This is a genomic window from Alkalicoccus halolimnae (assembly GCF_008014775.2).
In the GTDB taxonomy this organism is placed as follows: domain Bacteria; phylum Bacillota; class Bacilli; order Bacillales; family Salisediminibacteriaceae; genus Alkalicoccus; species Alkalicoccus halolimnae.
In genome coordinates this window covers 2,338,673-2,364,350 of the sequence record NZ_CP144914.1, presented here as the reverse complement: position 1 = coordinate 2,364,350, position 25,678 = coordinate 2,338,673, and the positions used below count along the sequence as shown (strand labels likewise).

Below are 25,678 nucleotides of genomic sequence, written 5' to 3'. Positions count from 1 at the left end.
AAAATTTAAAAAGATCCAAAGTACTGTCTTTTGCTGCTTTTTAAACATTCATTAGTACCTTGTCCAGTTCTTCTTTAGAGCTGTCCCAAACATAAACTCCTGCTTCTTCTATTATATCTTTTTTTCATCATTAATAAAATCATCTGATTTATCTTCGGCCGAAAATTAGTATTTCTAAATGAATTGAATTTAATATCTATCCAGGTGTAAGGCATAACATTGAAAAGCGGCCTTTTTCACTGCTTTACAGGCTGAGAAGGAAGTATAGAAAAGCAGGTAAGCCAGCTGCAGAGCACTTGCGAATGACAAGAATCAGCTTAGGTCGGGCCGCCTGGAAAGCACCTTCATGGAATCAAAAACACCGTTCGTTTTTCCTCGAACTATAAGCTCAGTGCTTATAGAAGCGGTATCATGATACTATTTTCTTCAGTAAAAATCCTTAAGCCATTCAATAATGGAGGATTAACGGATGTTTTAAAAATACTACTGGCTGTTGATGGCTCGGATCACAGCAACCGTGCTGCAAAAAAAGCAATAGAACTTGGCAGCCTTGTAGAAGGTGCTTCGATTGAACTGCTTTACGTCGTAGATGGAAAAAATCAAAGAGTGATGTACTTCATTCGGGAGATTCTGAAAGTGCTTCTTTGAAAAGAGAGCAGTTATTAAAGCATTACGAATCCGTGGGGAAAGAAGAACAAATTCCATGCGAATCAACTATTCTTCACGGAAAAAATGGAATTGCAGAAGCGATTTTCGTTCGTGCTAATAATGACAGCTACGATACGCTCGTTATCGGCAGCCGCAGATTAAACAGCGAACAGAAAATGGTTCTCGGCGGAGTGAGCCACAAAGTTATGAAATACGTAAACACCCCTGTTTTAATGATTGGCTCTGTTAAAGCTCCGTGTTGTTATTGGATTGCCTGCGGCTCTTCCGCCTGCCGCGGAGAAAGCCCTCAGCTCTCCCTCTCTTGCGTCCGGGAGGATCTTCCCGCTTTCTTTTTCCGCAGGCGTCTTACCCTGGCACTGGTTTTTACCTTGGTCCCTTCTTGATTCAACCAGCGGGCTTTCTGTATGGGAGAATAAAAAACGAAGCGGAAACGTGCCCGTGGAAGAAGGAGATTGGAAGATCCCGCAGGGCGTAAGCCCACCCGGAAAGCTCCTCCACGGCAGGCCGAAGCGAAGTTTTCTTATATATCAACAGCAGACTTTAACAGAGCTTAATGATTAAATAATGCTCTAATAGAGTGTGTAAGCCAGTCCGGCACTGTTGTTCGGACTGGCTTTTTTGTATGGAATTTGCAGTATTCTCTAATATTGTGGTATTAGTTTCAAAATCGGCTCAGAAGGGAAGACTAAAAATACAGAATATTCAGAAAGGGTGAATTCCGATGACTGTACAGATGAACGTGTATCTCAAAAATGAAAATGCTGCGGAATCGCTTAGAACCAGGCTGCTGAGGTATCATGTAACGGATGTTTTCATTGAAGAGATTCCGGAAGGGCTGGATACCAAAACCCCATTCATCGCCACAGGAAGTATCGGAGGGGCTCCCGGCAATGCTCAGGCATTCACATCGCTCAAGAATATCAGAAAAGACCGGAAGATTAATAAAAAAGATTATCCTCACTATTTACTTTCATTCAAAACGACAGAAGAAAATAAGCAGCAGGTGCTCGAACAGGTAAAAAAAGCCGATGGTTATATTGAGAAAGGCGTAACACAGTAGGAAATAATAACCTTGAGCCGCAGTAAAGAACATTTTTTACTGCGGTTTTTTGTGTGGAAAAATAACTTTGTCTGGGAAACAGCTGTTAAACACTATTAGAAATACTTTTATTGACTTGCTTCAAAAAAATTTCAAAATAAAGTGATCCAAATGGAAAGTTAATTCGTTATCTCATACAGAGAGGAAGTATAGTCTTATTTCTTCTTCAAAAATTACAAGGAGGCGGTTTTGTGAAAAAAACAGCAGTAGTAACGGTGGCCTCGGTATTCGCTTTTACAGGATTTACCGGCTCAGCTTCGGCAGCCCACGAAGGTCAGGAATTCATGGCTGAATTAACGCCGGAGCAGGAAGTCATGGAAGTGGATAGTGATGCAACGGGAGAAGCGCACGTGGAAGTGAGTGAAGATGGGGAATCACTCGAATTTATGGTTGAAGCCTACGATTTAGAAAACACGCTTGCTGGTCATTTACACAGTGGACCTGTTGGTGAAGACGGGCCTGTAGAGTTATTTTTATTCGAGAATAACGAAGCTGTAGACTACGACGGTGAAGTGGCATCTGGTACGCTGACGGAAGATGACCTCGTTGGGGAACATAGCTGGGAGGAATTTTCAGCCGCACTAGTCGAAGGAAATATTTATGTGAATCTCCATACGGAAGAATTTCCTGATGGAGAAATCCGAGGCCAGCTGGAAATGACTGAGGACGAAGTATACACAGAAGAAGGAGATGAAATGGCAGACACAGCTTCCAACGGCCCGCTTTACGCATTAATTGGAACGTTCGCTGCTCTCGCAGGAGGACTTCTAATGTTTGGTCGACGCAATAAAGCAACTGCATAATCATTTTAATAACTGGACCGTCCCATGTTGGGGCGGTCTTTTTTTGTCGTGTAAACGGCACAGGGTCGCAGTTTTTAGGAGGGAACTTGATTATATTCTATTAAACGTAACATCTACATAAATGGAATGCATTACTTTGAAAGCCGTCTTCATTATTGAAAGCCCTGTTAAAGTCTGTTGTTGATATATAAGAAAACTTTGCTTCAGCTCTGCCGTGGAGGAGCTTTCCGGGTGGGCTTACGCCCTGCGGGATCTTCCAATCTCCTTCTTCCACTGGCGTCCGCCGGTTTCCGCTTCGTTATAATTCTCCCATACAGAAAGCCCGCTGGTTGAATCAAGAATGTACCAAGGCAAAAACCAGTGCCAGGGTAAGACGCCTGCGGAAAAAGAAAGCAGGAAGATCCTCCCGGACGACAGGGAGGGAGAGCTGAGGGATTTCTCCGCGGCAAGCGAAGAAAAAGGAGCCGCAGGCAATCCAATAACAACATGGAGCTTTAACAGAGACACACATGCAAAAAGCCTTGCACCATGGGGCATGAAAATGGCCTTCTATAGGAATGGAATTCCCCCTCTATACACGTTGAATGAAGGATAGTCAGAAGGGGCCTTCTTTATTAGAAGGCCGATCCTGCTCCGTATTTTTACCGGGAGCTGGAGGGGACATGGGGCGACTCCGGGGCGATCAAGGACGAGCCCCACTCCGCACGACCGCAAGGAGGACGGGATTAGCTGAGGCCGGCCTGCCCGGAAAGCGTCCCCATGGAAACGAAAGCGCCCTTGCATCACTTAACTACTTTATTTTCAAGATAGCAGTAACACAAAGAGTAAATGCAAGCTGTCCACAAAAAAACTATAATGATTGACCTGTACATACAAACAGCTGTTTCAAGTTTATTGAATCTAAATGCCCGGGCACTTTATTGATTCATTAATTTATTTCATAAATCTCCTAAACCCCCAATAAGCAGCGAATTTCTATAGTTAATTTATAAAAACACCACAATGATGAGTTTTTATTCTTATTTTAATAGAATTTTATACAGGATATTCCGTTTATAATTAATAGAAATTGGAAATTATAATCACAAGCATCAATATAAGTAGCAAGACTAAATAATCAGGCATTTGTCATGAATATTAAAGAAAGATGATTAATAAATTGTGGGTGACCAATACGAAAAACTATAAAGGGTGATAATTATGAACATTTTACTGACTTCTACTGCGAGACGTAACGATTTTATTCAATTTTTTCGTGAAGCTTATAAAAAACTTAATATATCAGGGCAAATTATTGTATGTGATCCCGAGTATAATGCCCCGTCACTGCAGATGGGAGATATCAGTTACGTAACCCCTCATTATTCCGATCCCGGCTACGTCCATACCCTGTTAAACATCTGCGAAAAACACAATGTGCAGGGAGTATTTCCTTTAAATGATCTGGAAGTCTGCAGCCTCTCGCAGCGGAAACCGGATTTTGAGAACAGGGGTATTCAGGTTTTTGTAACTGACCCAGTAACGATTAATAAAATCAGGGACAAGGGAAATTACGAAGAAATAATGGGCGCTTTAGGTATAAGTGTACCGCGTACTTTTACAAGTCTGATTTCAGCGGAAAAGGCTCTTCATAATGGTTATGCGCAGTTTCCTCTTATTTTAAAACCACGGAATGGCTCCGCATCCGTAGGGATTGAGTACGCAAATTCGATGGAAGAGTTAAAGTATGCCTATTTGCATGTAATCGAAAAAATTTCCTTAGCTGCGATCAGTACCGTTACGAAAGTTAAACCGGAAAAAAATGTGTTAATCCAGGAAGTTATTGGTGGAGATAAGTACAGCGTGGACATCTTTAATGATTTGGAAGGCCGTTATTTATCTCACTTTATAAGAAAACAGCTGATGATGCGCGGAGGAGACGTGGACCGTTGTATAACGTGCGATCATGAAAAGCTCGGAAAGATGGCTGAATTAATTGGTGAAAGACTTGGGCATGTAGGCTACCTTAACATGGACGTGTATGACAACGGGGAAAACTATTACGTTATTGACATTAATCCCCGCATCGGAGGAGGCTACAGCTTCTCCCATAAAGCGGGAGCAGACATACCTGCAGCAGTATTGGCGCTCCTTTTGAAAAAAACGGTGAAAAAAGAGTGGCTTATTCAGGAGCAGGATGTAGAGTATGCCCGTCACGATGAAGTAACTATGATTCACAAAAATCGTGCAGAAAAAATGATGGCTGAGGAGTCTGTCCAGTAAACACGTAGTAGGGCTGGAGGGGGACTGTTATGTTAAATCCTATACCTTTATTGAAAAAATTAATTGAAATAGACAGCTCCAATCTGGAAGGAGTAGCAGAGATAATAGATTACTGCGAAGCATGGCTTCAGGACCATGGCCTGAGGGTCGAAAAAATTCAGAATAAAGAATATCCGATGCTCGTGGCTATTATAGGTCAGGGAGCACGCACAGTCGTCCTCAATGCCCATGCGGATGTTGTAGAAGGAGAACCCGATCAGTATATTCCGAAAACTGTCGGAAATAAGCTTTACGGGAGAGGGGCTGCCGATATGAAAGCTGGATTGGCAGCAATGATGATCGCGATGGCAGCGTTAAAGGAAGAAACGCTGAATCAACGGGTGATGCTGCAGATCGTACCCGATGAGGAAGCCGGAGGAAAAAATGGAACGAAATATTTAACCGATCAAGGATATACAGGTGATTTTATTATCTGCGGGGAACCTACAAACTTGGGAGTTGCAGTTCAATCGAAAGGGGTGCTTCAGCTTGTGATCAAACTGCGGGGTAACTCCGCCCATAGCAGCCGCCCATGGGAAGGGCATAACGCGATTATTATGGCTTATGATTTATGGATGAGAATCTTTGAGCTTCCATTTGCTCTTGAAAGAGAACCGCCCATGTATGCAGAACCTTCAATAAATTTTTCCAAAATCTCGGGAGGTTCTATGTTTAATCTTGTTCCAAGATTTTGTACTATATCACTGGACATCCGCTATTTGCCATCGCAGTCTCCGGAAGAAATTATCCGGCAGATAGAAAGTATAACAAAGGGGACGGTTCACGTTCACTACATTGGTGATCCGGTTGTTACTGATATGGCCAATCCGTACGTTACAAAGCTCGCTCAATCCATTCAAGAGGTTACTTCACTGGAAGAGGCGCACCTTTATGCCCAGCACGGCTCCCACGATGGAAAGTATTTTACGAAATACGGAGGGTCTGCAGTGGAATTCGGTCCCTTCGGTCACGGCTGGCATGGGGATCATGAACATGTGTACATGGATTCTGTAAAAGAGTACCAGCAGATACTTATAAACTTCCTGCGGTCACTGCCTGAAGAATAAATAATACAGATAAAAAAGACTGACCCAATAGCATTTGGGTTCAGTCTTTTTTATTTCTGCCCTGAAAGACACAGACGATAACCTTTATTGATCATTTGCGAATCTGTCTTTAAAATTTTTCTTCCTGAACTGAAAATCATTCACCATGTTCGGAAATCCTTTTCTTACAGTGACTTATGAAATTGATTCGAATACATATGAAATACATTTATTAAAAAAAATTTCGAAAAAAGTGATCCAATACGTATACCCCTGCGTTAGCTCAGGTGTAATAAAAAATAAAAGGAGTGATTGGTATGATGAACTGGAAAAGAACGTTAACAATTGTCCCATTAAGTGCGGCGCTTTTAATGCCTTCGGCAACAGCGTTTGCGGACGGGCACTCAGATGAAGAGCACATGGAAAACGGCCCGACGGTCAGCACACCGGCAGCGGATCTCCGCGCTACGCTGGATCAGTACTTATCAGAACACGCCTATCTGGCAGTATTCACCATGCAAAAAGGAATTGACGGAGCCGAAGACTTTGATCAAATTGCAGGTGCTCTGCAGGCTAATACGGAAGATTTAACTGGTGCGATTGAGGAAGTTTATGGAGAAGAAGCGGCTCAGACTTTCCAGGGCATGTGGGAAGATCATATCGGATTCTTCGTTGATTATGTAACGGCAACAGCGGAAGAAGATGAAGAGGGTCGTCAGGAAGCACTTACTCAGCTTGATGGATACCGCGCCGACTTCTCCAGCTTTCTCGAAGGTGCTACAGAAGAGCGTTTAGAAGCTGACATGCTCGCAGAAGGACTGCAGATGCACGTGAATCAGCTTGTAGGAGCATTCGACCAGTATAACGAGGGAGACTTTGATGCGGCCTACAGTGATGTAAGAGAATCGATTAACCACATGTACGGGGTAAGCAAAGGTCTTTCCACTGCTATAGTAGATCAGTTTGATGAAGATTTTGAAGGATCATCAGCCGACACACCGGCAGCGGATCTCCGTTCAGATCTGAACTACCTTTTCTCCGAACACGCAGGATTAGCTGTAGTTGCTATGCAGAAGGGGATCGATGGAGCAGGGGACTTTGATGCAGCAGCCGGAGCACTTAACGAAAACACAGAAGATCTGACTGAAGCAATCAGCGGTGTTTACGGAGAAGAAGCAGGCGACGCATTTAATGAACAGTGGAGTGAGCATATCGACTTCTTCGTGAATTATGTCGTGGCAACAGCGGAAGAGGACGAAGCCGGACAGGAAGAAGCCCTGAATAATCTTGCTGGCTACCGTGATACATTTTCCCAGTTCTTATCTGATGCTACTGAAAACCGTCTCGAAGCAGATGCTCTTTCAGAAGGACTGCAGATGCACGTGGATCAGCTTGTAACAGCGTTTGACAGCTATACGGAAGGCGATTACGAAACAACATATGAGAATGTCCGCGAGGCTTATGGCCATATGTTTGGAGTCGGCCAGATGATGTCCGGAGCGATCACAGATCAATTTCCTGAAAACTTTGAAGGGGATATGCCTTCAGAAATGCCTGCCACCGGCCTTGGTGGAACAGCAGGTGCTGAAAATCAGTGGTTCCTTTATGGAATGGTCCTTGTTCTTCTCGCAGCAGGTGCAGCGATGATTACACGTCACCGCCGGTCAGAGCAGTAACATTGGGAACAGTTCCTGATTTACGAATCAGTTAAATGAAAATTGAAAGCAGGCTAAATCCCCTTGAAGCGGCATGACAGAAAATTGTCATGCCGCATTTTTATGTTTATAGCTACCTTGATAATAAAGTATTGAAGCGATGAACGTGCGCTTTCGTTTCCATGGGGACGCTTTCCGGGCGGGCCGGCCTCAGCTAATCCCTTCCTCCCTGCGGTCGGGGGTGGATCTTCAGCTCGTCCTTCATCGCCCTGGAGTCGCCCCATGTGCCCTGCAGCTCACGGAAAAATACGGAGCAGCATCTCCTTCTAAACAAAGAAGTTCCCTTTTGAACATCCTTCGCTGCCCTGTTTAGATAGAGAGTTCCAGCCCTGTAGAAAGCCATTTTCATTCATCATGGTATAAGGCTCTTGCATGAGTGTCTCTGTTCAAGCTCCGTGTTGTTTTTGGAGTGCCTGCGGCTTCCCTTGCGTCCGGGAGGATCGTCCCGCTTTCTTTTTCCACAGGCGCCTTGAAAAATCGCCTTGGCACTGGCTTTACGGAATGAAAAACAGAAGAACTTCTCTTTCTGTGAAGAAAACGAAGCGGAAACTTGCCCGGGTAAGAAGGAGATTGAAAGCTCCTCCACGGCAGGTCAGTTGAAGCGAAGTTTCCTATATTTATCAACATAAGATATTGACATAGCTTTTATTTAAAATTCAATAAAGGGAATTGGTTTTTCATCATGAAATTTGAACAATTACCTTCCTGGTTTCAAGCGGTATGCAATGTTCATCCTAAACGAAATGAAGTCCCCATGAAGGGTATCATCATAAAAGGAAATTTAATTCCAATTGTCGGAATGTATGATACACTCAGATTATCTAAATTCATATAATCATACTTCTTATTCATTCATCTAATACGAGAGATTAACAAAACAATAATTTATGATTATTGAAACTCGAAAAGTGAGGAAGTGGTGAGAATTCTTAATGAAGTATAATGCTAATGCTTTATCGTATGGAATAATAGCGGGTATTTTTACTGTTGCGTTTTCTGGAAATTCATCTTTATTGATAACGAATGTCTTATTAGGTTTAATTTTTGGAAAATTAATGGATAAGTAATACGGAAGAATTTTAAGAATAGATTGTGAATATTTTTACTTTAAAAAACGGGCAGTGACAGTTGATGAAGCCATTATGATGAGTTTAAAACTATGATTGTAGGAATATTTGTGAAGAAAATGATTGGGTTACTCGTATTTGAATTTATCTTGGCTGATTTTGGAAACGGAGACAGTGCTAACTCTTCAGGAAATAGTGGGAATTGGGGTGTTAGTTATGAAGCAGATATTTCTAATGGTGATATGGAAACAAATACTGGAACTATTGAATATACTGGTGAAGAACAAGCTCCCGAAACGATAGATTATAATTCAGGACATACCGAAGGAAAGATTTGCTTAATGAGGAAGCGGAGCTTGGACGTGGTGATTGTGGAGGCTGTGCCGTGATTCAAGAGGACGAGGAAATAGAATTTGAAATTACTTGGGAAGGACAATCAGAAAATTAAATATTAACAACGGATAAATGACACCGCTTTTAGTGGCGTTTTTTGTATAAAAAATCACTGCCGTAGGAAACAAGCTAAACCATGAGCTATTTAGCTTGTTAATTGCCCTTCTAATTTTAATTTTGCACTTCAAAACTGAACCCTTTACATGAATAGCAGAAGTCTTTCTCTTTTCGTGAAGAAAAAATGAAGTGGAAACAGGTACGTGTAAGAACATGGGTGGAAAATCCCACAGAGGCGAAGCCTGCCTGAAAATCTTCTACGCGGCAGAGGAGAAGCGGGGTTTTCTACATGTATCAAAACAAGCTTTAACACAGCTTTTATGAAAATAATCTGACTTTGTCAGCATCCTGAATGGAACTATTTCGCTTTCCAGAACTAGTGGGCGATGGAGATTTTTCAGGATTCTTTAACCTATGTAACACTAAAGGGGCGACGTCACCATATATAAAGAAAAAGTAGAAATGCATAAATAATTTTACTATTCTGAAAATTGGTTTTATTAGCTATTTTAGGTTATAACTGCTATTACAGCGGGAATGATAAAACTAGGTGCAGTAATGATGCATGCGATAATAAACATTATTTTAGAGAGGAGAAATTGCATATGGGAGTACGCATTGATTCCCACACAAAAAGCTGGTTATTAAAGCACGGAGCAGTTATTACGATAAGTCCCGTTCTGCTGCCCTGGACTTTTAGAAATAAACAGGTTTTATTTGATTTTGAATGTGAAGTGAAGACCCCGGAAGACAAAGAAAATTACTATGAGATTGAGAAAGACGGAATTTCGATATTTATCGATAAAAAAATTCAGACAAAAGTACGCCGTGTCGATCTCTGGGTGCGCGGACGACCGCCGTTTGAACAGCTCGATATAAAAGGTTTAAAGCGTTTTTCAACTGTGGATCAGGCTTAAAGACAAATAGAGTTCTGAATGGAGGATCATTTAACAGGCTCTTATAGAGCTTGTTTTTTTAGGTTTCAAAAATTGAACAATTACTTTTCTGCTTCTTCTTCACAGGCATTACAGTAGAGTTCGTCATCTTTTTGTAAACCTTCAAAAAAACCATCAAGACAGTAGATTTCGCATCCGCATCTGTGGCAGTTACCTACGAGTTCTTCCATTCTTGAGCACCTCCCCAAATAAACAAGCTTAGTGAACACACCAGGGACTTGTGTTAAAGCATCTACACCCCGGGCGGATGAAAACAAAGCTCTTAAAAACTCCCGTACGTGAATAAAACGCCTTAAAAATAATAGGAGCGGACCAATTATAAAGCAGGTCCGGGGCTTTCCCCCGAACCTCTCTTACTCCTGCATTGACGATTGGAAAAGAAGGCGGGGGTTTCCGCTTAATGATTTGCCTTACTCTGGGATGATCTCAAAAGAAACGAGATCTTTACCAGATTTATTAAACGTTTCTCCCTCCATGTTCTTAATCGTAATTGGAGTATCTTTTTCTTTCCACTCCTGAACCGTTGAGAACATATCTTTTTCCCTGTAGAGTTCAATTTGTCCGAAGTCGTCCTGAACAATTCTGCTTCCGTCTGTAAAGTTCATCGCTATTTTCATAATGCTTTTTCCTCCTTTTAATTCTTCCACAAAATCCAACAGGGGTATTAATTGGCTTATAATCGGCTATACCCTGATTGTAAAGTACAATATCCTCTTCTTTGAAAATCAATTATCAGAAGTGGTGTCTTCTTTTCGGTTTTCAGATAAAAACCAGCCTGAAACAGCAAGAAAGACGAGTATCGTATAAAAGGTCAATTTCCAGGCTGTCGATTCAGCTGCATGTTCAGGAAGGAAGGATAAAGCAGGATGGGCAAGAGTATGGACAGCCAGCTTCACGCCAACCCAACCGACGATAGCGTAAGCGGTATGTTCCAATCCAGGCTTACGGGAAAGCAGTTTAACAAAATATCCGGCCGCAAATCTCATCAGGATAACTCCCATCAGTCCCCCCGTCAAAACAGTGAAAAACTGGGCGCCATCCATACCGCCTACTGCAGGCATGGAAGTATCCGGAAGCGTGACGGAAAGAGCGACAGCTGCGAGGAGGGAGTCTGCTGCAAAGGCAATGTCTGCGACTTCTACTTTCATTACAGTCGTCCAGAAACCAGCTTCATTCATTGATCTCCCGCTGTTTTTAATTTTTTCTGGATAATTTTTGAACTTATTCCGCAAAAAATGATGAAGGGAAATAATTAATAAATACAAGGCACCGGCCGCTTGAATCTGCCAGATGGTAATCAGCAGCGCGATCGCAAACAGAGCAGCAAAACGAAACACGAATGCGCCGGCAAGACCGTAAAATAAAGCTTTTTTTCTTTTATCCGCCGGGAGTCTTTTTACCATAACAGCCAGAACCATAGCGTTATCGGCAGCAAGCACACCTTCCAGAACCACCAGAACGAGCAGGATCCAGCCGTACTGTAATACTATGCTCCATTCCACGCCTTTCATCTCCTTCACCATCGATTTCTCAATACCCGATGCAGAGGATACAAAACAAAAAAGACCCTCACTTCAAAACAGACGGATGTCCATTTTAAAGTAAAGGTCTTGCTGACAATAGAATTATTGCCTGCACAGCCGGGGTTTTATCCCGTCATGACGGACTATACAGTAAGAGCTACTCCCCTTTTACAGTAGAAGTATATGAAGTTATATACAGTATAATCTCTTTTCTGTATATATTCAATAAAAGGTTGAAACGATCCCCCGCAAACAGCCGCTGAACTTCAAACGACTAAACGGATTATTACTATTATTAAAAATCCGGATATTTATTTCATTCGGGAAAGGGGTATAGGATAAATAGCCAGGATGTCTATTAAGTTGAAGACTTAAAAAAGGGCTGCTATTGCAATGCTTATTCCAATTTTCAGAAAGGGAGAAGAACATATGCTTTATACATACGAGCAAAGAGAAAAGAGGCTGGAAAATACGGTCACCTTATTAAATAAAGGCCCGCTGGATATCATCAGCAAAAACATTCCATTTTTCGAAAAATCAAAAGGACTGGACGCAAAAGCAAAAGAACATCTGCAGACGGTCGATCCATCGACGCATCGTCCAAGGGGTATTGAAGATCTGGAAGCGATCCGCAGCGGAAAAGACGTTGAAAATAAAAATTTAAGTACAGTAGGAGAGGTAGAGACAAAACATATTCATCTTCCAGGAAGAACGCTGAAAATAAGAATATACAACCGCTCGGAGGAGGTGAAACCTGCACTTGTCTATTTTCACGGTGGAGGCTTTTTCGAACGCGGAATGGACGTCATGGAGAATCCCTGCAGGCTGCTTGCTCAAAAAGCGGGAGCCGTTGTAGTTGCAATAGAATACAGGCTCGCTCCTGAATTTCCTTACAGGCAGGGATTAGATGACTGTCTGGAAGGCGTGCGGTATGTTTACGAAGAGGCTGCCTCCCTTTCTATTAATCCTGAACTTATCGGTCTTGTTGGGGACAGTGTAGGGGGAAATCTTGCACTTGGAGTGGATCATTTGAGCCAGGATGAAGAATGGAATATATGCTACGTCGGTCTTTTATGTCCGCTCGTTGATTTATCGGATATTTCAAGGCAGAACTGGAAAATTGATCATTATGACATGTCTAAAGATGAACCTCTCATCCGCAGGGAGCTGCTTCAAATGAGAGAATCTCTTTTCTTCATTCAGACGCTGTATTTAAAAAATTTAGATGATGTGCTTCTTCCGCTTGTGTCTCCTCTTTTGAGTAAAGAAAAGCATGAATTACCTGCTGTGACGATGATAACCGCTGAATTTGATTTTCTGAGAATCCAGGGAGAGGACTTTTCAGCTCAGCTTTTGGCGGCGGGAGTTCCGGTACGTCATATAGAATATAAAGGGATGCATCATGCATTTGTCAAACTGCTCGGTTATTATCCTCAGGCAGCTGATGCAGTAAAGGAAATCGCAGGTCATTTCTCCAGCACAGTTAGCAGTTACCGGAGCAAAAGTTGATTTCACGAAACGGCTTCTTTTCTTCTCATATAAAATATGTAATTTCATTCTCACAAAATCAAAGATAAAATACTTTATTCATACGTGATTTAAAGACTTTATAATACGGAAAGGATCCATAAAGTCTACTCCGCTGTAGATTTCGGTCTGCCTCTGGTAAAGTAAAGAAAAACAGCGGGCTGGTTTCGGCAGAACTTATGGGAAGAGGAGAGAAATGAGATGAAAGAGCACCGGTTACTCGCACAACCGTTTACTTTTAAAAACAAAGGCATGATAAAAAACAGACTTGTAAAGTCGGCGATGAGTGAGGGGATGGCCACAAAAGATCATCTGCCGACAAAAGAAATTTTACGGTTATATGAAGCCTGGGCCAGGGGGGGCACGGGGCTGATAATTACCGGGAATGTGATGATCAACGATAAAGCACTTGGGGAACCTGGAAACATCGTCCTTGCAGATGACGATCACATTGACCTGTTTAAACGCTGGGCAAAGGCCGGAACTTCCAATGACACTCACCTGTGGATGCAGGTGAACCATCCCGGCAAGCAAGTGTTGAAAGGAGTCTCTGCGGAAGCAGTTGCTCCCTCCGCTGTGCCGTTCCCTCCTAAGCTGCAGAGATTCTTCCCGGAAGCAAGAGCGCTGGAAGAAGAAGAGATAGAACAAACTATCAGAGAATTTGCCGGAACGGCCGCCCTTGCTGAAAGAGCAGGGTTTACCGGGGTGCAGATTCACGCAGCCCACGGCTATCTAATAAGTCAGTTTCTATCCCCGAGGCATAATCAGAGAACCGACAAGTGGGGAGGTTCTCTCGAAAACCGCTTTCGTTTTTTATCTGAAATCTACCAGGCGATCCGCTCAAAGACAGGGGGTGAATTTTTTGTTGGAGTAAAAATTAACAGCTCCGATTTTATGAAAGCCGGTTTTTCAGAAGAAGATTCCCGATTCGTCATAAAAGAACTGGAACGGCTTGGAGTGGATCTTATAGAAATATCCGGAGGAACGTACGAAAAAGCGGTGCTTCTCGGAAAAGATGTTAAACCTTCTACGTTGAAACGCGAAGCTTACTTTCTGGAATATGCAGAACAGTTGAAAAGGGAAACGACCATACCGATCGTTTTAACAGGCGGATTCAGAACAAGAACGACGATGGAGGAAGCGCTGCAGGCAGGTGCCACAGATTTTATCGGGATTGCCCGGCCATCAGCTGTTAATCCAGCATTTGCGAACGACTTGCTGTCCGGCAAAGAAAAAACCCTCACTATCAAACCTATTAAAACAGGCCTGCCTTTTATTGATAATAAAGGATTACTGGAAATCACCTGGTACAGCCAGCAGCTGACGAGAATTGGAAAGGGGAAACCTGTCAAGCCGGGTTTTCCTCCGATTCTGTCATTACTGCTTACTCTTTTACAAAATGGAAGGGAAGTTTTTCAGAAAAGGAGAGTTTAGGCCGGAGATTCTGAAAAATTTTACTTGGATAGGTACAAATGATCAGGAAGAAAGGTATGTATTAAAAACTTTTCTTCCTGCTTTTATACGTTCTGGTCATATAGGAAGAAGAGCAGCTTTTTCGGTGAAAATGCATAAAATAAAAGGCTGATATTTTTTGTCCGGGATTATTATATTTTCAGAAACCGTACTCTATAGTGGAATAAAGCAAAATTCATGAGAAATTTTCGCGAAAAAGGAGTATAATATTAAGTACAGAGAATACATATTTATACAAAGAAATAATCCTATCTCTTTATACATATGCTGATTATTGTCAGCATAAATACAAAAGGGGTGAAGGAGATGGGAAAAAAAGCTGCTAAATTAGTCTTGGGCCTTATTTTGCTGTTTGTTACTGTTTTCGCTTTCAATCCAACCTCGGCAGACGCTGCAAGCTCTCAATTTATTACAAAAGCAAACACGACCCAGAAAGTTGTAGCCCTCACGTTTGATGACGGAGCAGATGGAGCAAATATCAACAGCATTCTTAATACCCTGGACGATTATGATGTGAAGGCAACCTTCTTCTTAACAGGTACCGGGTTGAATGATCACCCGGCAGATATCAAGAAAATAGCTGATCAGGGCCATCAGCTTGGAAATCACTCTTATTCCCACCCGGATTTCACTAAATTAACAGCTGCGCAGATGAAAAGTGAACTGGACAGAACGGAAGCCCTTGCAAAACAGGTGACCGGCAAGTCGACAAAACCGATTTTCCGGGCGCCTTACGGCTATACAAATTCTGCCGTTCTTAAAGCGGCAGGGGAAGCCGGTTACACGCACACCATTCAATGGAATATCGATACGGTGGACTGGAAGGGGACCCCAAAAAACGAAATGACCGATAAGGTTGTCAGTAATATTGTTCCGGGCTCCATTGTGCTCATGCACACCGGAGAAGGAGCAGCCGGGACTCCAGTTGCACTTCCTGACATCATTCAGGAACTGGAGGCACTGGACTACGAATTTGTCACTATGGCAGAGCTTCTGTCTCTTCACAATGAGCCTCCTGCAGAGATCATTTATGTTGTAAAGCCGGGGGACACACTCTCTTCCATTGCTCAAAAGTACAACACAACTGTAACGAAATTGAGAGAGCTGAACGACTTGAGCAGTTCCAGTATTTTAAGCGTCGGCCAGATTTTGTTCATTAAAGCTCATCCGTTTACAGACATCACTAATCACTGGGCAGAAGATGAAATTGCCAAACTCACACAGGCGGGAATTATTAAAGGCCGCACCTCCACTACATTTGTACCAGGTGGAAAAGTGACGAGGGCAGAATTTGCTACGTTGGTCACCCGTGCTTACGGTTTACAAAGGTTTGCATCCGGAGAGGAACCATTTGCGGATGTGAAGGAAGGAAGCTGGTATGAACCTTACGTAGATGCAGCGTCCAGCACCGGTATCATTAACGGTTATGATACAGGAAGCAGCCTCGTTTTCCGTCCGAACCAGGACATTACCCGTGAAGAAATGGCAGCGATGATGGTGCGTGCTGAAGAACGGCAGAGTGGAAGCGAGCTTAGCAAAGCTTCTCTTACTTTCAGTGACAAAGAGAAAATCGGTTCCTGGGCTGAGGAAGAAGTAGCGAAGGCCGTGGGCGCTGATTTGATTATGGGATACCCTGACGGTTCCTTTAAACCAAAAGGTTCAGCTACGAGGGCGGAGTCAGCTGCAGTATTCTACAGAGCTCTTGATTATTAATAAGCAAATAAAATAGCAGCCTGTTCCTGTACCGGATTAACGGTGCAGGGACAGGCTGTTTTTTGAGGTGCGTTTAGCTGGGTACTAGTCAAAACCTGATATTCAGCGTCCTGAACAGAGTGAAAGAAAAGAGATTTTTCAGAAGGGGGAGCGCTCCCCGAAGTTCTGTGAAGGTTATTTATCTTTTATCCGCATCAGGCGGAGGCTGTTCATTGTAACAAGAAGGGTGGCGCCCATATCTGCAATGATCGCAATCCATAATGTGAGCCATCCCGGGATCACGAGTAAAAGCGCAAGCACTTTAAGCGCAAGAGAAAAGGTAATGTTCTGTTTAATGATGCGAAGGGCTTTACGGCTCAGTTTTACAGTGTAGGGCAGCTGAGCCAGATCGTCCGCCATGAGCGCAATGTCAGCTGTTTCTATCGCCGTATCCGTACCCGCTCCCCCCATTGCAATTCCGACTGTGGAAGCAGCAAGAGCTGGCGCATCATTCACTCCATCTCCGACCATAGCAATATTTTTCCCTTTACCCGTTAATTTTTTGATGCTTGAAAGCTTATCTTCCGGAAGGAGGCCGGCCTGAATGCTTTTGACTCCAGCATCTCTTCCGATGGCGGAAGCGGTCCGTTCATTGTCCCCGGTAAGCATAATCGTTTCCATTCCCAGTTTGTTTAGTTTACTTATCGCTGCTTTAGCAGAAGGACGTATACGGTCTGCTACAGCAAAAATAGATAATATCTCTTTTTTTGTTCCAAGAAGCATAACGGTTTTACCGTCATTTTCCATTTTGGTGATGTTCCGATTTATTTCATCATTAGTTTTTAAAAGAAGGTCTGAAAACAGTGCAGGACTCCCTAAATAGTACTCGGTCCCTTTCATTTCCGCTTTTATTCCTCTCCCGGTGATTGATTGAAAATGATCAACCTGAATACTTTCGTAATCAATATCCGCTCCCACGGCTTTTTTAAGAAAAGCGGATGCCAAAGGGTGCTGCGAACCTGATTCAAGCGCAGCTGCAACGGAAAGCACGTCGTTTTCGTCCCTGTTAAAAGGGAGTATGTCTGTGATTACGGGGACGCCTTCTGTAAGCGTTCCGGTTTTATCAAAGGCAATTGTTCTCAGTGTTCCGGCAGCTTCTAAATAGACGCCTCCTTTAATAAGTACCCCGTGTTTAGCGGCATTACCGACAGCGGTAACGACAGCTATCGGGGTGGAGACTACGAGAGCGCAGGGACAGCCTACAACTAGAACGGCAAGACCAAGATACACCCATTCATTCCATAAACCTCCCACAGCAAGCGGCGGAATAACCGCTGTAAGAATAGCAATGACTATGATAAAAGGAGTATAATACTTCGCGAATTTATCTACGAAAGCCTGAGATGGGGCGCGTTCCGCCTGAGCTTCTTCGACGAGATGGATGATTTTAGCAAGTGTTGTGTCCTCCGCCCGTTTCGTCACTTCCACTTCGAGAAGGCCTTCTTCATTAAGAGTTCCAGCGTAGACATCATCGTTTATTGTTTTTTCTGCAGGTACACTCTCCCCGGTAATTGCTGCCTGATTAATGGAGGTATTACCTTTGATGACACGACCATCCATAGCAAGCTTTTCACCGGGTTTAACAATCATCACATCCCCGATGTTAATGTCTGCTGCATTTATTATCATCTGCCGACCGCCGCGGCGGATAAGAGCCTCTTTTGGAGCAATGTCCATCAGCGAGGAAATCGACTGACGCGCTTTATCCATCGAATACCTCTCGAGTGCTTCACTTATGGCAAATAGAATAACGACGACTGCTCCTTCCAGCCATTCCCCGATGATCGCTGCTCCTATTACAGCGATTGTCATCAACGTGTTCATGTCGAATTTGGCATGTATCAGATTCTGCAGACCTTTACGAAAGAGAGTGAATCCTCCGACTGCAATCGCTCCGGCATAGCCGAGCACAGGAAGGCTGCTCTCCGGAGAGTATTCGCCAAAAATGATGCTCGCAGCGAGGAGGAGAACCGCTGAATATACTTTAATATTCGATTTTTCCTTCCAAAAGGGGGGACGGGAAACCGAACCTTGATTTTCTTCTCGGATTTTTAAGTTTTCAAACGAGCCGGCTCTTTCCACTGCTTTGCGGGATACGCTCCCCGAAATATGAATTTTTGCGGCACCGAAATTCACTTCCGCTTTTTCAACACCTTCCAGGTGCTGCACGTTCTTTTCGAACGTTTTTGCGCAGCCTGCTCAGGTAAAGCCTTCTATGCGGTAGGTTTTATTTTGGATATTCCTTTCGTCTGCCATCAGCTATCCTTCTTTCTATACACAAGTTTCAGCTGCACTATTCCCGGCTGTGTTCGCAAGCCATTTGAATCATCTGTCGGATATGGTCATCATCCAGAGAATAAAAAGCAAGTTTTCCCTGTTTACGGAACTTCGCAAGACCAAGCTTTTTTAACGTGCGCAGGTGATGAGAGGCTGTGGCAGTGGAGGTGTCCGTAATCTGTGCTGCATCGCAGACACACAGCTCTTCTTCCAGGCTCAGAGCGTATGCAATATGCATTCTAGTTTTATCAGCAAGAGCCTTAAACATTCCAGCCATGACCTCTACGTCTTCAGTTAAAATTTTTTCTTTCAAAGAAGCGACTTTTTGTTTATCAAAAGTAAATATTTCACACTGATCTTTAGCACTCATACAGTTCTCTCCTTATTCAAATATTCGTTTGAATATATTATAATTAAATAAACTCGAATATTCAAATTTATATTTGAATGTATAAGTTTATCAGGCTGTCAATATGAAAAAGGAGATAGGAAGAACCTTCAGATCCACAGCCACCCGAAACTCTTTTCTTCGGCTGGCCGGAGCGTAGATTTCTGTAAGTATCAACACCAGCTGACGGCAGCTGTAAAGAAAAGATACCCGGAGGAAAAGGATTTACACGTTAAGTAAAGAAGTAGATTATTACGTACGTTGATAAGAAATAGCAGAAAAAATTCTCTTTGATGATAAGAGGCTCAAAGGAAATACTTTCAGGCCGGCAGCCGGAGAACAACGTTTACTAAAAGGAGGAATTGGATGAAGGAGTTTACAACTTATTTATTATGGACGTTAGGAATTGGAGTGGTAATGTACGCTGGTTTTCTAACTCATCAATTTTTACAGGAAAAAGCAAGCATAGAAGGAGACCCATTTTTACTCTGGCAGTTCAGCATCTTTTTCCCGATTGGTATAGGAATGCTGCTCCGCCTTCCTCGTCTGCTCAAGGAATTTCAATTAAATGGAGCGTGGCGCATACACTGGGCAAAGCTGCTAGGTACAGGACTCCCGGCATTGTATGTTATAGCTGCTCAACTTATTGCCTTTGCCCCTATTTCGTTCGTCCCTCCCTTTTTTATGGAAATAGTTCTCCTGAATGAAGCGCATGTTACGACAATGATTCACCTTATTTTTGGCTACGTAGTTGTTGGAAGTTTTTATAAAAGTCCCTGATTAATTTAAAAAAGGAGGGGAATAAAATCACTAAACTGTTTGATGCCCATTTACATATTATTGATCCAGTGTTTCCTCTTATCGAAAATGAGGGTTTTCAGCCAGAACCTTTCACCTGTGACGATTATATGCAGAAAATGAAAAAAATCGAGCTGGCAGGTGGAGCGGTCGTCTCCGGCTCTTTCCAGGGGCACGATCAGACTTATCTTGTAGAAGCACTGCGGAAACTGGGAGGTAATTTCGCAGGAGTAACCCAGATTCCGCACGATACTTCAGAAGAAGAAATTATAAATCTACACGAGGCTGGAGTCAGAGCAGTCAGATTCAATCTGAGAAGAGGCGGCAGAGCAGACGTAACCAGCATGCGCCAACTGGCAGATAAAGTTTATATGACAGCGGGATGGCATGCCGAAATATATGCTGATGCTAAAAACCTGAACGATCAGGCTTCTGATATTTTGAAAATGCCGGCTGTTTCGCTCGATCATCTCGGTCTTTCACGGGAAGGATTTCGAAACGTTCTTTATTTTGCAGAAAAAGGAGTTAAAATAAAAGCTTCTGGTTTTGGAAGGGTCGATTTCGATGTTGTTAAAGCCGTGAAGGAGATCTATCAGGCGAATCCAGAGGCGTTAATGTTTGGCACCGACCTTCCTTCCACGCGTGCTGAAAGGCCGTATTCGCATGCTGATATTGATGTCATTTATGAAGCCCTCACGGAGAGGGAAGCAGAAGACGTGCTTTTTAAAAATGCGTTAACATGGTATCGCAAAGGCATCTAAAAAAGAAAGGAAGCTGATCTGATGGATTTTACATTGCTGGCGATCGGTCTGGCAGCGGCCGGGTATTTTATCGGGGAAGGATTGAAGAATTTTCAAAATGATAAAGCGAAAGATCCACTTGAGAACATTTTTGGGTTTAATAAACAGGAATTGATAAAGGAAAGTAAAGTTCATTCCTTTCTCGGCATTACAAAGCGGGATGCAGAAACGTTAATTCAGGATTATCCTTCCATACCGCACATCACACTCAATGGAAAAGTTTATTATCCAAAACATCAGCTTCAGGAATGGATGAAAGAAATCGGGAAGTAGCTGATTCATCACTGGATTCCTGACAGGTGCTGGCGAGAATACAGAAGATGAAAAAAACGCTGGTTTACGTTCTTTTTTGCACTTGAGCGCAGAAGGTTCTTTTCAGTAAGCCGCAGGGCATACGGAGCGGGTCCAGGGCGAATAAGGACGAGCACGCTTCACCCGATGGAAGGTGTACGAAATTAACTGAGGCCGGTCCTGGGAAGCCCATAGAAACGAAAGCGCCTTTTCATCGCTTATCTTTTCTATTTTCAAGGCAGCCATTCAGCAAAAAGATCAATGAAAATGAAGGTTAGCATTTTCTCAAACATTCAAAGTTTTTACGGGCAGAAGGGTTTGAAAACTGTTTTTCAAGGAAAATAGAAAATTAAGGAGGGATAGAATGTTTAGAAAACTGGATACAAGCGAAGGCGATATTCTTGAATTTGAAACAAAAGGGAAATTGACGGATGAAGAAAATGAACAGGCAATGAATGAAGTGAAACGTATAATTGAAACAAACGGAAAAATAAGAATGCTGGAATATGCGGTGGAAATGCCTAAAGTCAGTCCGACTTCGATTAAAGAATATTTATCGTTTGCAAAAGATAATATGAAAAATATTGAAAAATATGCGCTCGTCAGCGACTCCAGTATCGCTTCCGGCCTTGTAAAGGCAAGTGATCCGTTTACGAAAGCCAACTTCCGTTCTTTTGGAACAGAAGACGTTGAAAAAGCACGCAAATGGCTAAGACAGCGTGATGAGGAATAATAAACTGCGCCTGTTAGACAAAAGCTGCCCTGCAAACCCAGAGGCAGCTTTTTTCATGGGCAAAATAAGAAATGTCCCTGATAATATAAGCATACTTATAATTAAAAAGGCCCAGGTTATTGAAGTGTTTTTCTCCTCCTTGTAAGATGAAGCCACTTGGTAAACATATACCAACGTGCACAAAGCTGCTTTTAGCTTATTGAAAAAAGCAGTTATACATTTAAAGGAGGAGAGATTGCAGATGAAAAAATACTTTATTGGTGGTCTTGCATTTACATTTATGGTCGTTCCTTTTCAGGTTAGTGCAGAAACAACAGAAGACGATGGTGAAAAAAATGAATATTTAATTCAATTTGACGGTCCTGCTGAAAAAGGGCTTCTAAATGCGTTTGGGGTAGAAGGAGAAGACATTCTCCATGAATACGATTACCTTCCTGTTCACCTTGTTGAACTTTCCGATGCTCAGGCGGACAGTCTGGAAAACCATCCTCACGTGGCAGCGCTCGATGAAAACGCAGAAGTAACGACGATGGCACAGGATGTTCCTTACGGGATCGACCAGGTGCAGAGCACAGATGCCCAGGCTCAGGGAATTGAAGGCGATGGTATGAGTGTTGCTGTTCTGGATACAGGTATAGATGCTTCCCATGAAGATCTTGCTGATAACGTAGTGGATGGCTATTCCGTATTTACGGATTCAGAAAACTCCAATCCATTTAACGATGGAAATGGACATGGAACTCATGTGGCAGGAACGGTGGCGGCCGTCGATAATGATCTAGGCGTAATCGGTACGGCTCCGGAAGCAGATCTTTATGCAGTAAAAGTTCTCTCCAATGAAGGAAGCGGGTCCCTTTCCGGCATTGCAGAAGGCCTGGAGTGGTCCATTGAAAATGACATCGATATTATTAATATGAGTCTTGGCGGCAGTCAGGGATCGTCTATTTTAGAGGATTTCACGGATCTCGCTTATGAAGAAGGATCTCTGGTAGTAGCTGCTGCCGGAAACGAAGGAAACGGGTTCGGTTTTTTCGATACGGTGGGATATCCAGCTCAGTATGATTCTGCTATGGCAGTTGCGGCAGTAGACAGCAATAACCAGCGTGCAAGTTTCTCCAGCGCAGGTCCAGCAGTGGAAATATCAGCTCCCGGGGTGGATATTCTCAGTACTGTGCCTAACAATGGCTACGATTCTTTAAACGGTACTTCCATGGCTGCTCCACATGTTGCCGGAGTTGCGGCACAAGTCTGGCAGTCTAAACCGGAGCTGTCCAATGCAGAACTGCGGAGCCTGTTAAATGATACTGCGGCACCTCTTGGTGCTCAGCGTGATTATGGTAACGGACTTATCCAGACTCTCGATGCCATTAATGATTAAAACTTTTAGCTCCTACTCAGGAAGTTGTAGCTGAACCTTTGAAACATCCGCTGGGAAAAATAAGATTGCTTCCTGTTCGGATGATGAATCACACTGACAGAATCACTGTTAATTATCAATTGAAAAGGTGATAATTTTTTCGGACCTTCCATTAGTTTTCTGATGGAAGGTCTTAGAGTTTTGATTAAGTAAAGAAAGAAGTATATGTATTCTATTCCTTGTATTTTCTCCTCCGCTTACCGGCGGAAGCCTGCCGTGGGGCTTGTCTTCAGCTATTTCCAATGCCTGACTGCATTGGAAAGGATCTTCAGACTGCGCTTCCAACCCACTGGCGTCCCCGCCGGACACTGCAGAGAAAATCACCTTTTTTAATAGGAGAAACCTGTAGTACGCTTGTTTTCGCAGCAAAGTCTTTCATTTTGTTTAGATGCTGGAGCGGTAGAAGAATGGATCCGGAAGATTGAAGAGTCATATTTTAGATTTTCCAATTGATCTTGCTGGGAAATCTGAGGAAGCATGAGCGCAGCCAGAGGTGTTGAAATTCTTGAAAAGCGTTCTTTGCTTTACAAGAATTTGGCTGCGTGAAGCCATGCTCTTGTTTTCTGAAAGGCAGGTCAGCTGAGAGCGTTCCCTCCGGAAAGCGACTCTTCGAAAGCGGAAGCAGCCAACTGTCTACTTATACAGAAAAAATTACTTTGTAAACAGCCTGGACCCTTCAGTCAGTTTTCTGACGGAAGGTCTTTTCTGATTACTTTGATGGAATTTCAAAAAAGGAGATGAATAATTCCGTATCGAATTCCGGAAAGTTCCTCTGAAAAAATAATTATAAATTTTCCTGTATGATTCAATTTCATAAGTAACTGTAGGAAAGGGATTTTCAAACACGGCTCTATCGCGACTGATCCATCGTCTGTCGTTGTATTTATCCGAGTTCTCTATCGCACCGGCGAAACATAGGAGGCTGACTGTAGAGAAATGTATAAATACAATACATATAGATAATTAATAAGGAGTATGGTTATAGAGGAGTTTTCCCACTTTTTCACGAAATATGTTTTATAAGTCTTATCTGTCATTTTCCCAGCAGGAGGAATATAATTTTCAAAAAGGCTGAATCCCGAAAGAGCATCTCTAATAAAATGATAGGCTACCTTGAAAATAAAACAGATATGCAATGAATGGTCGCTTTCGTTTCCATGGGGACGCTTTCCGGGCGGGCCGGCCTCAGCTAATCCCGTTCTCCCTGCGGTCGGACGGAATGGATCTTCGGCTCGTCCTTCATCGCCCCGGAGTCGACCCATGTCCACTCCAGCTTACGGTAAAAAGATAGAGAAGTATCTGCCGCCTACTAAAGAAGATCCTTTCTTGAACATCATTCATACCACCTTTATAGAGGGGAAATTCTATTGTTGTAAAAGGGCATTTTCATGCTTCATGGTGCAAAAATATTTGGATGAGCGTCTCTGTTAAAGCTATGTTTATCAGTAACAGACTTTAACCCAGCTAAATGAGAAGGGCGGGATGTTGATGAATGTTTTTCAGATGATTATGATTGTATTCCCACTAATAGCTGCAGGAGCAGGTGTTATTGGATACCTTCTTTTTAAAAATGTCCTTATAATGCCGGTGGTGGTATGGGCAGCAGGAATAACTGCAGCTATTACGATTTTTAACAGTTCCTTTTTATTATGGCCGTTTATTTACGCCGCCCTCTCGTGGGCAGCAGGAATAATCACAAAATCTATCATTATTAAATCGAGGTTAACTCCTTAAAGTTTTATATAATGTTTTAAGAAGATGGTATATAATAAATAGTATAGGAAACCTTTTGTTCATCTGCAATTTTGTCTTAGGAAGATGGATAAATAAAAAATTTTAAAGGGGAGAAAATTTTTTGGGAGATAAAAATGCCCCGGACAAAGAGGTGAATATGCTACAAGTAGTCATCACATCAATTGCCATTGCATCATTGCTGCCTATCGGTTTAATAATTGCTAAAGTAGTTATTTATGCAGGAAAAAAAGAAAAAGAACTGACAGAAAAGAAAAATACAGAAAAAAGTATTAAAGAGAGAGTAGAAGAATAATTTGGGATTTTTTCTTCATTGGGGGAGAAAAATTATTGTCCCGAGAAGTCAAGCGGCCCGTGGGTTTCACTTCAGGTAGTACACCTGCATAAACTCCAGAAGCAGTGGACCCGATAAATTGAAGACAGATGAATTTTTCAGGAATGTCTACTAAAAAGATGACTTAAAATTTTATTTTTTATATTTACATAAGGGCATCAATTTCCATAGTTATCTTTTCAGGCGGCAGGCTGAATATTTATAAAAAATTCCGTCTTTACGTCCGCATTTAAAAATGGATGCGTGGATGGCGGCAATTTCCGGAGAATGAAGCGGAGGCAGCCTGCCTTATTCGGCTTTTACAGGATGCGCTTCCACGATGAAATTTATACAAGGATAACTGTCGCTGACGTTGGAATAATGAATAGTGGCAGCCAATTAAGGGAAAGGGATGATAAGCTGATAAAATCGGCTTATTATTTTTTGGCTCTTTTAAGGGTGGGTGTTGTTCAGGGTGGAAGATTTATGACTGCTGCCAGGAGCATCGTAAAAACATTTCATTTCAAC

Annotated in this window: 25 protein-coding genes and 1 pseudogene; 21 read left to right on the top strand and 5 right to left on the bottom strand. The window is 42.7% G+C overall.

Annotated features, from left to right (window positions below; genetic code table 11):
* The first annotated feature begins 411 nt into the window (after positions 1 to 411).
* From FTX54_RS10845 to FTX54_RS10795, 11 genes and pseudogenes are all read left to right on the top strand, one after another.
* Positions 412 to 648: a universal stress protein gene (locus FTX54_RS10845; protein ID WP_281285260.1), complete on the top strand. Its 237-nt coding sequence runs from the start codon at positions 412 to 414 to the stop codon at positions 646 to 648.
* Complete coding sequence (locus FTX54_RS10840) at positions 645 to 1,052, top strand: universal stress protein (protein ID WP_338484558.1); 408 nt, start codon at positions 645 to 647, stop codon at positions 1,050 to 1,052. The genes FTX54_RS10845 and FTX54_RS10840 overlap by 4 nt, the downstream gene beginning before the upstream one ends.
* A gap of 338 nt (positions 1,053 to 1,390) precedes the next feature.
* Positions 1,391 to 1,729: a hypothetical protein gene (locus tag FTX54_RS10835; protein WP_147804674.1), complete on the top strand. Its 339-nt coding sequence runs from the start codon at positions 1,391 to 1,393 to the stop codon at positions 1,727 to 1,729.
* 230 nt (positions 1,730 to 1,959) lie between these two features.
* Entirely contained in the window at positions 1,960 to 2,571 is a 612-nt protein-coding gene (locus FTX54_RS10830) for a CHRD domain-containing protein (RefSeq protein WP_147804673.1), read from the top strand.
* A 340-nt stretch (positions 2,572 to 2,911) separates the two neighbouring features.
* A complete protein-coding gene (locus tag FTX54_RS10825) occupies positions 2,912 to 3,166 on the top strand; it encodes a hypothetical protein (RefSeq protein ID WP_338484556.1) in 255 nt (84 codons plus the stop codon).
* Positions 3,167 to 3,771: 605 nt separating this feature from the next.
* Positions 3,772 to 4,833: an ATP-grasp domain-containing protein gene (locus FTX54_RS10820; protein WP_147804670.1), complete on the top strand. Its 1,062-nt coding sequence runs from the start codon at positions 3,772 to 3,774 to the stop codon at positions 4,831 to 4,833.
* 29 nt (positions 4,834 to 4,862) lie between these two features.
* A complete protein-coding gene (locus tag FTX54_RS10815) occupies positions 4,863 to 5,939 on the top strand; it encodes a M20 family metallopeptidase (protein WP_147804669.1) in 1,077 nt (358 codons plus the stop codon).
* A 299-nt stretch (positions 5,940 to 6,238) separates the two neighbouring features.
* Positions 6,239 to 7,594: a copper amine oxidase gene (locus FTX54_RS10810; RefSeq protein WP_147804749.1), complete on the top strand. Its 1,356-nt coding sequence runs from the start codon at positions 6,239 to 6,241 to the stop codon at positions 7,592 to 7,594.
* A gap of 728 nt (positions 7,595 to 8,322) precedes the next feature.
* Positions 8,323 to 8,468, top strand: a pseudogene (locus FTX54_RS10805) (IS1595 family transposase); the annotation flags it as partial.
* 324 nt (positions 8,469 to 8,792) lie between these two features.
* The gene (locus FTX54_RS10800; RefSeq protein ID WP_246125669.1) at positions 8,793 to 9,089 is read left to right on the top strand and encodes a hypothetical protein; all 297 of its coding nucleotides are present in this window, start codon (positions 8,793 to 8,795) and stop codon (positions 9,087 to 9,089) included.
* Between the two features lie 666 nt (positions 9,090 to 9,755).
* Positions 9,756 to 10,067: a hypothetical protein gene (locus FTX54_RS10795; protein WP_147804667.1), complete on the top strand. Its 312-nt coding sequence runs from the start codon at positions 9,756 to 9,758 to the stop codon at positions 10,065 to 10,067.
* Between the two features lie 80 nt (positions 10,068 to 10,147).
* On the opposite strand, the gene FTX54_RS10790 is transcribed toward FTX54_RS10795, so the two are convergent.
* The 3 genes from FTX54_RS10790 to FTX54_RS10780 all read right to left on the bottom strand — a co-directional run bounded on the left by FTX54_RS10790 (position 10,148) and on the right by FTX54_RS10780 (position 11,608).
* Positions 10,148 to 10,276, bottom strand: a complete 129-nt coding sequence (locus FTX54_RS10790) for a hypothetical protein (protein ID WP_281285258.1) — start codon at positions 10,274 to 10,276, stop codon at positions 10,148 to 10,150.
* 240 nt (positions 10,277 to 10,516) lie between these two features.
* Positions 10,517 to 10,723 carry a hypothetical protein gene (locus tag FTX54_RS10785; RefSeq protein WP_147804666.1) on the bottom strand — a complete coding sequence of 69 codons (207 nt, stop codon included), beginning with the start codon at positions 10,721 to 10,723 and terminating at the stop codon, positions 10,517 to 10,519.
* 108 nt (positions 10,724 to 10,831) lie between these two features.
* The gene (locus FTX54_RS10780) at positions 10,832 to 11,608 is read right to left on the bottom strand and encodes a TerC family protein (RefSeq protein WP_147804665.1); all 777 of its coding nucleotides are present in this window, start codon (positions 11,606 to 11,608) and stop codon (positions 10,832 to 10,834) included.
* A gap of 450 nt (positions 11,609 to 12,058) precedes the next feature.
* Between FTX54_RS10780 and FTX54_RS10775 the strand changes: the two genes are divergently transcribed.
* From FTX54_RS10775 to FTX54_RS10765, 3 genes are all read left to right on the top strand, one after another.
* Entirely contained in the window at positions 12,059 to 13,138 is a 1,080-nt protein-coding gene (locus FTX54_RS10775) for an alpha/beta hydrolase (protein ID WP_187254626.1), read from the top strand.
* A gap of 219 nt (positions 13,139 to 13,357) precedes the next feature.
* Positions 13,358 to 14,590 (top strand): NADH:flavin oxidoreductase/NADH oxidase family protein, encoded by a 1,233-nt coding sequence (locus FTX54_RS10770; RefSeq protein WP_147804663.1) that lies wholly within the window; start codon positions 13,358 to 13,360, stop codon positions 14,588 to 14,590.
* Between the two features lie 345 nt (positions 14,591 to 14,935).
* Positions 14,936 to 16,342 carry an S-layer homology domain-containing protein gene (locus tag FTX54_RS10765; protein ID WP_147804662.1) on the top strand — a complete coding sequence of 469 codons (1,407 nt, stop codon included), beginning with the start codon at positions 14,936 to 14,938 and terminating at the stop codon, positions 16,340 to 16,342.
* 174 nt (positions 16,343 to 16,516) lie between these two features.
* Here FTX54_RS10765 and FTX54_RS10760 read toward each other — a convergent pair whose 3' ends face one another.
* Both FTX54_RS10760 and FTX54_RS10755 read right to left on the bottom strand, forming a co-directional pair.
* Positions 16,517 to 18,637: a heavy metal translocating P-type ATPase gene (locus FTX54_RS10760; protein ID WP_147804661.1), complete on the bottom strand. Its 2,121-nt coding sequence runs from the start codon at positions 18,635 to 18,637 to the stop codon at positions 16,517 to 16,519.
* A 37-nt stretch (positions 18,638 to 18,674) separates the two neighbouring features.
* Positions 18,675 to 19,028, bottom strand: a complete 354-nt coding sequence (locus tag FTX54_RS10755) for an ArsR/SmtB family transcription factor (protein ID WP_147804660.1) — start codon at positions 19,026 to 19,028, stop codon at positions 18,675 to 18,677.
* A gap of 384 nt (positions 19,029 to 19,412) precedes the next feature.
* Between FTX54_RS10755 and FTX54_RS10750 the strand changes: the two genes are divergently transcribed.
* From FTX54_RS10750 to FTX54_RS10720, 7 genes are all read left to right on the top strand, one after another.
* The gene (locus FTX54_RS10750) at positions 19,413 to 19,826 is read left to right on the top strand and encodes a hypothetical protein (RefSeq protein ID WP_147804659.1); all 414 of its coding nucleotides are present in this window, start codon (positions 19,413 to 19,415) and stop codon (positions 19,824 to 19,826) included.
* Positions 19,823 to 20,605: an amidohydrolase family protein gene (locus FTX54_RS10745; protein ID WP_338485876.1), complete on the top strand. Its 783-nt coding sequence runs from the start codon at positions 19,823 to 19,825 to the stop codon at positions 20,603 to 20,605. Before FTX54_RS10750 ends, FTX54_RS10745 begins: the two co-directional genes overlap by 4 nt.
* Before the next feature lie 21 nt (positions 20,606 to 20,626).
* Positions 20,627 to 20,917, top strand: coding sequence for a DNA-binding protein (locus FTX54_RS10740; RefSeq protein ID WP_147804657.1), 291 nt, complete (start codon positions 20,627 to 20,629; stop codon positions 20,915 to 20,917).
* 382 nt (positions 20,918 to 21,299) lie between these two features.
* Positions 21,300 to 21,668: an STAS/SEC14 domain-containing protein gene (locus tag FTX54_RS10735; protein WP_147804656.1), complete on the top strand. Its 369-nt coding sequence runs from the start codon at positions 21,300 to 21,302 to the stop codon at positions 21,666 to 21,668.
* Positions 21,669 to 21,909: 241 nt separating this feature from the next.
* Positions 21,910 to 23,046 (top strand): S8 family peptidase, encoded by a 1,137-nt coding sequence (locus tag FTX54_RS10730; protein ID WP_147804655.1) that lies wholly within the window; start codon positions 21,910 to 21,912, stop codon positions 23,044 to 23,046.
* A gap of 1,527 nt (positions 23,047 to 24,573) precedes the next feature.
* Positions 24,574 to 24,819 (top strand): DUF2651 family protein, encoded by a 246-nt coding sequence (locus FTX54_RS10725; protein WP_187254625.1) that lies wholly within the window; start codon positions 24,574 to 24,576, stop codon positions 24,817 to 24,819.
* A gap of 121 nt (positions 24,820 to 24,940) precedes the next feature.
* Positions 24,941 to 25,132, top strand: a complete 192-nt coding sequence (locus FTX54_RS10720; RefSeq protein WP_147804652.1) for a hypothetical protein — start codon at positions 24,941 to 24,943, stop codon at positions 25,130 to 25,132.
* The last annotated feature ends 546 nt before the right edge of the window (positions 25,133 to 25,678 follow it).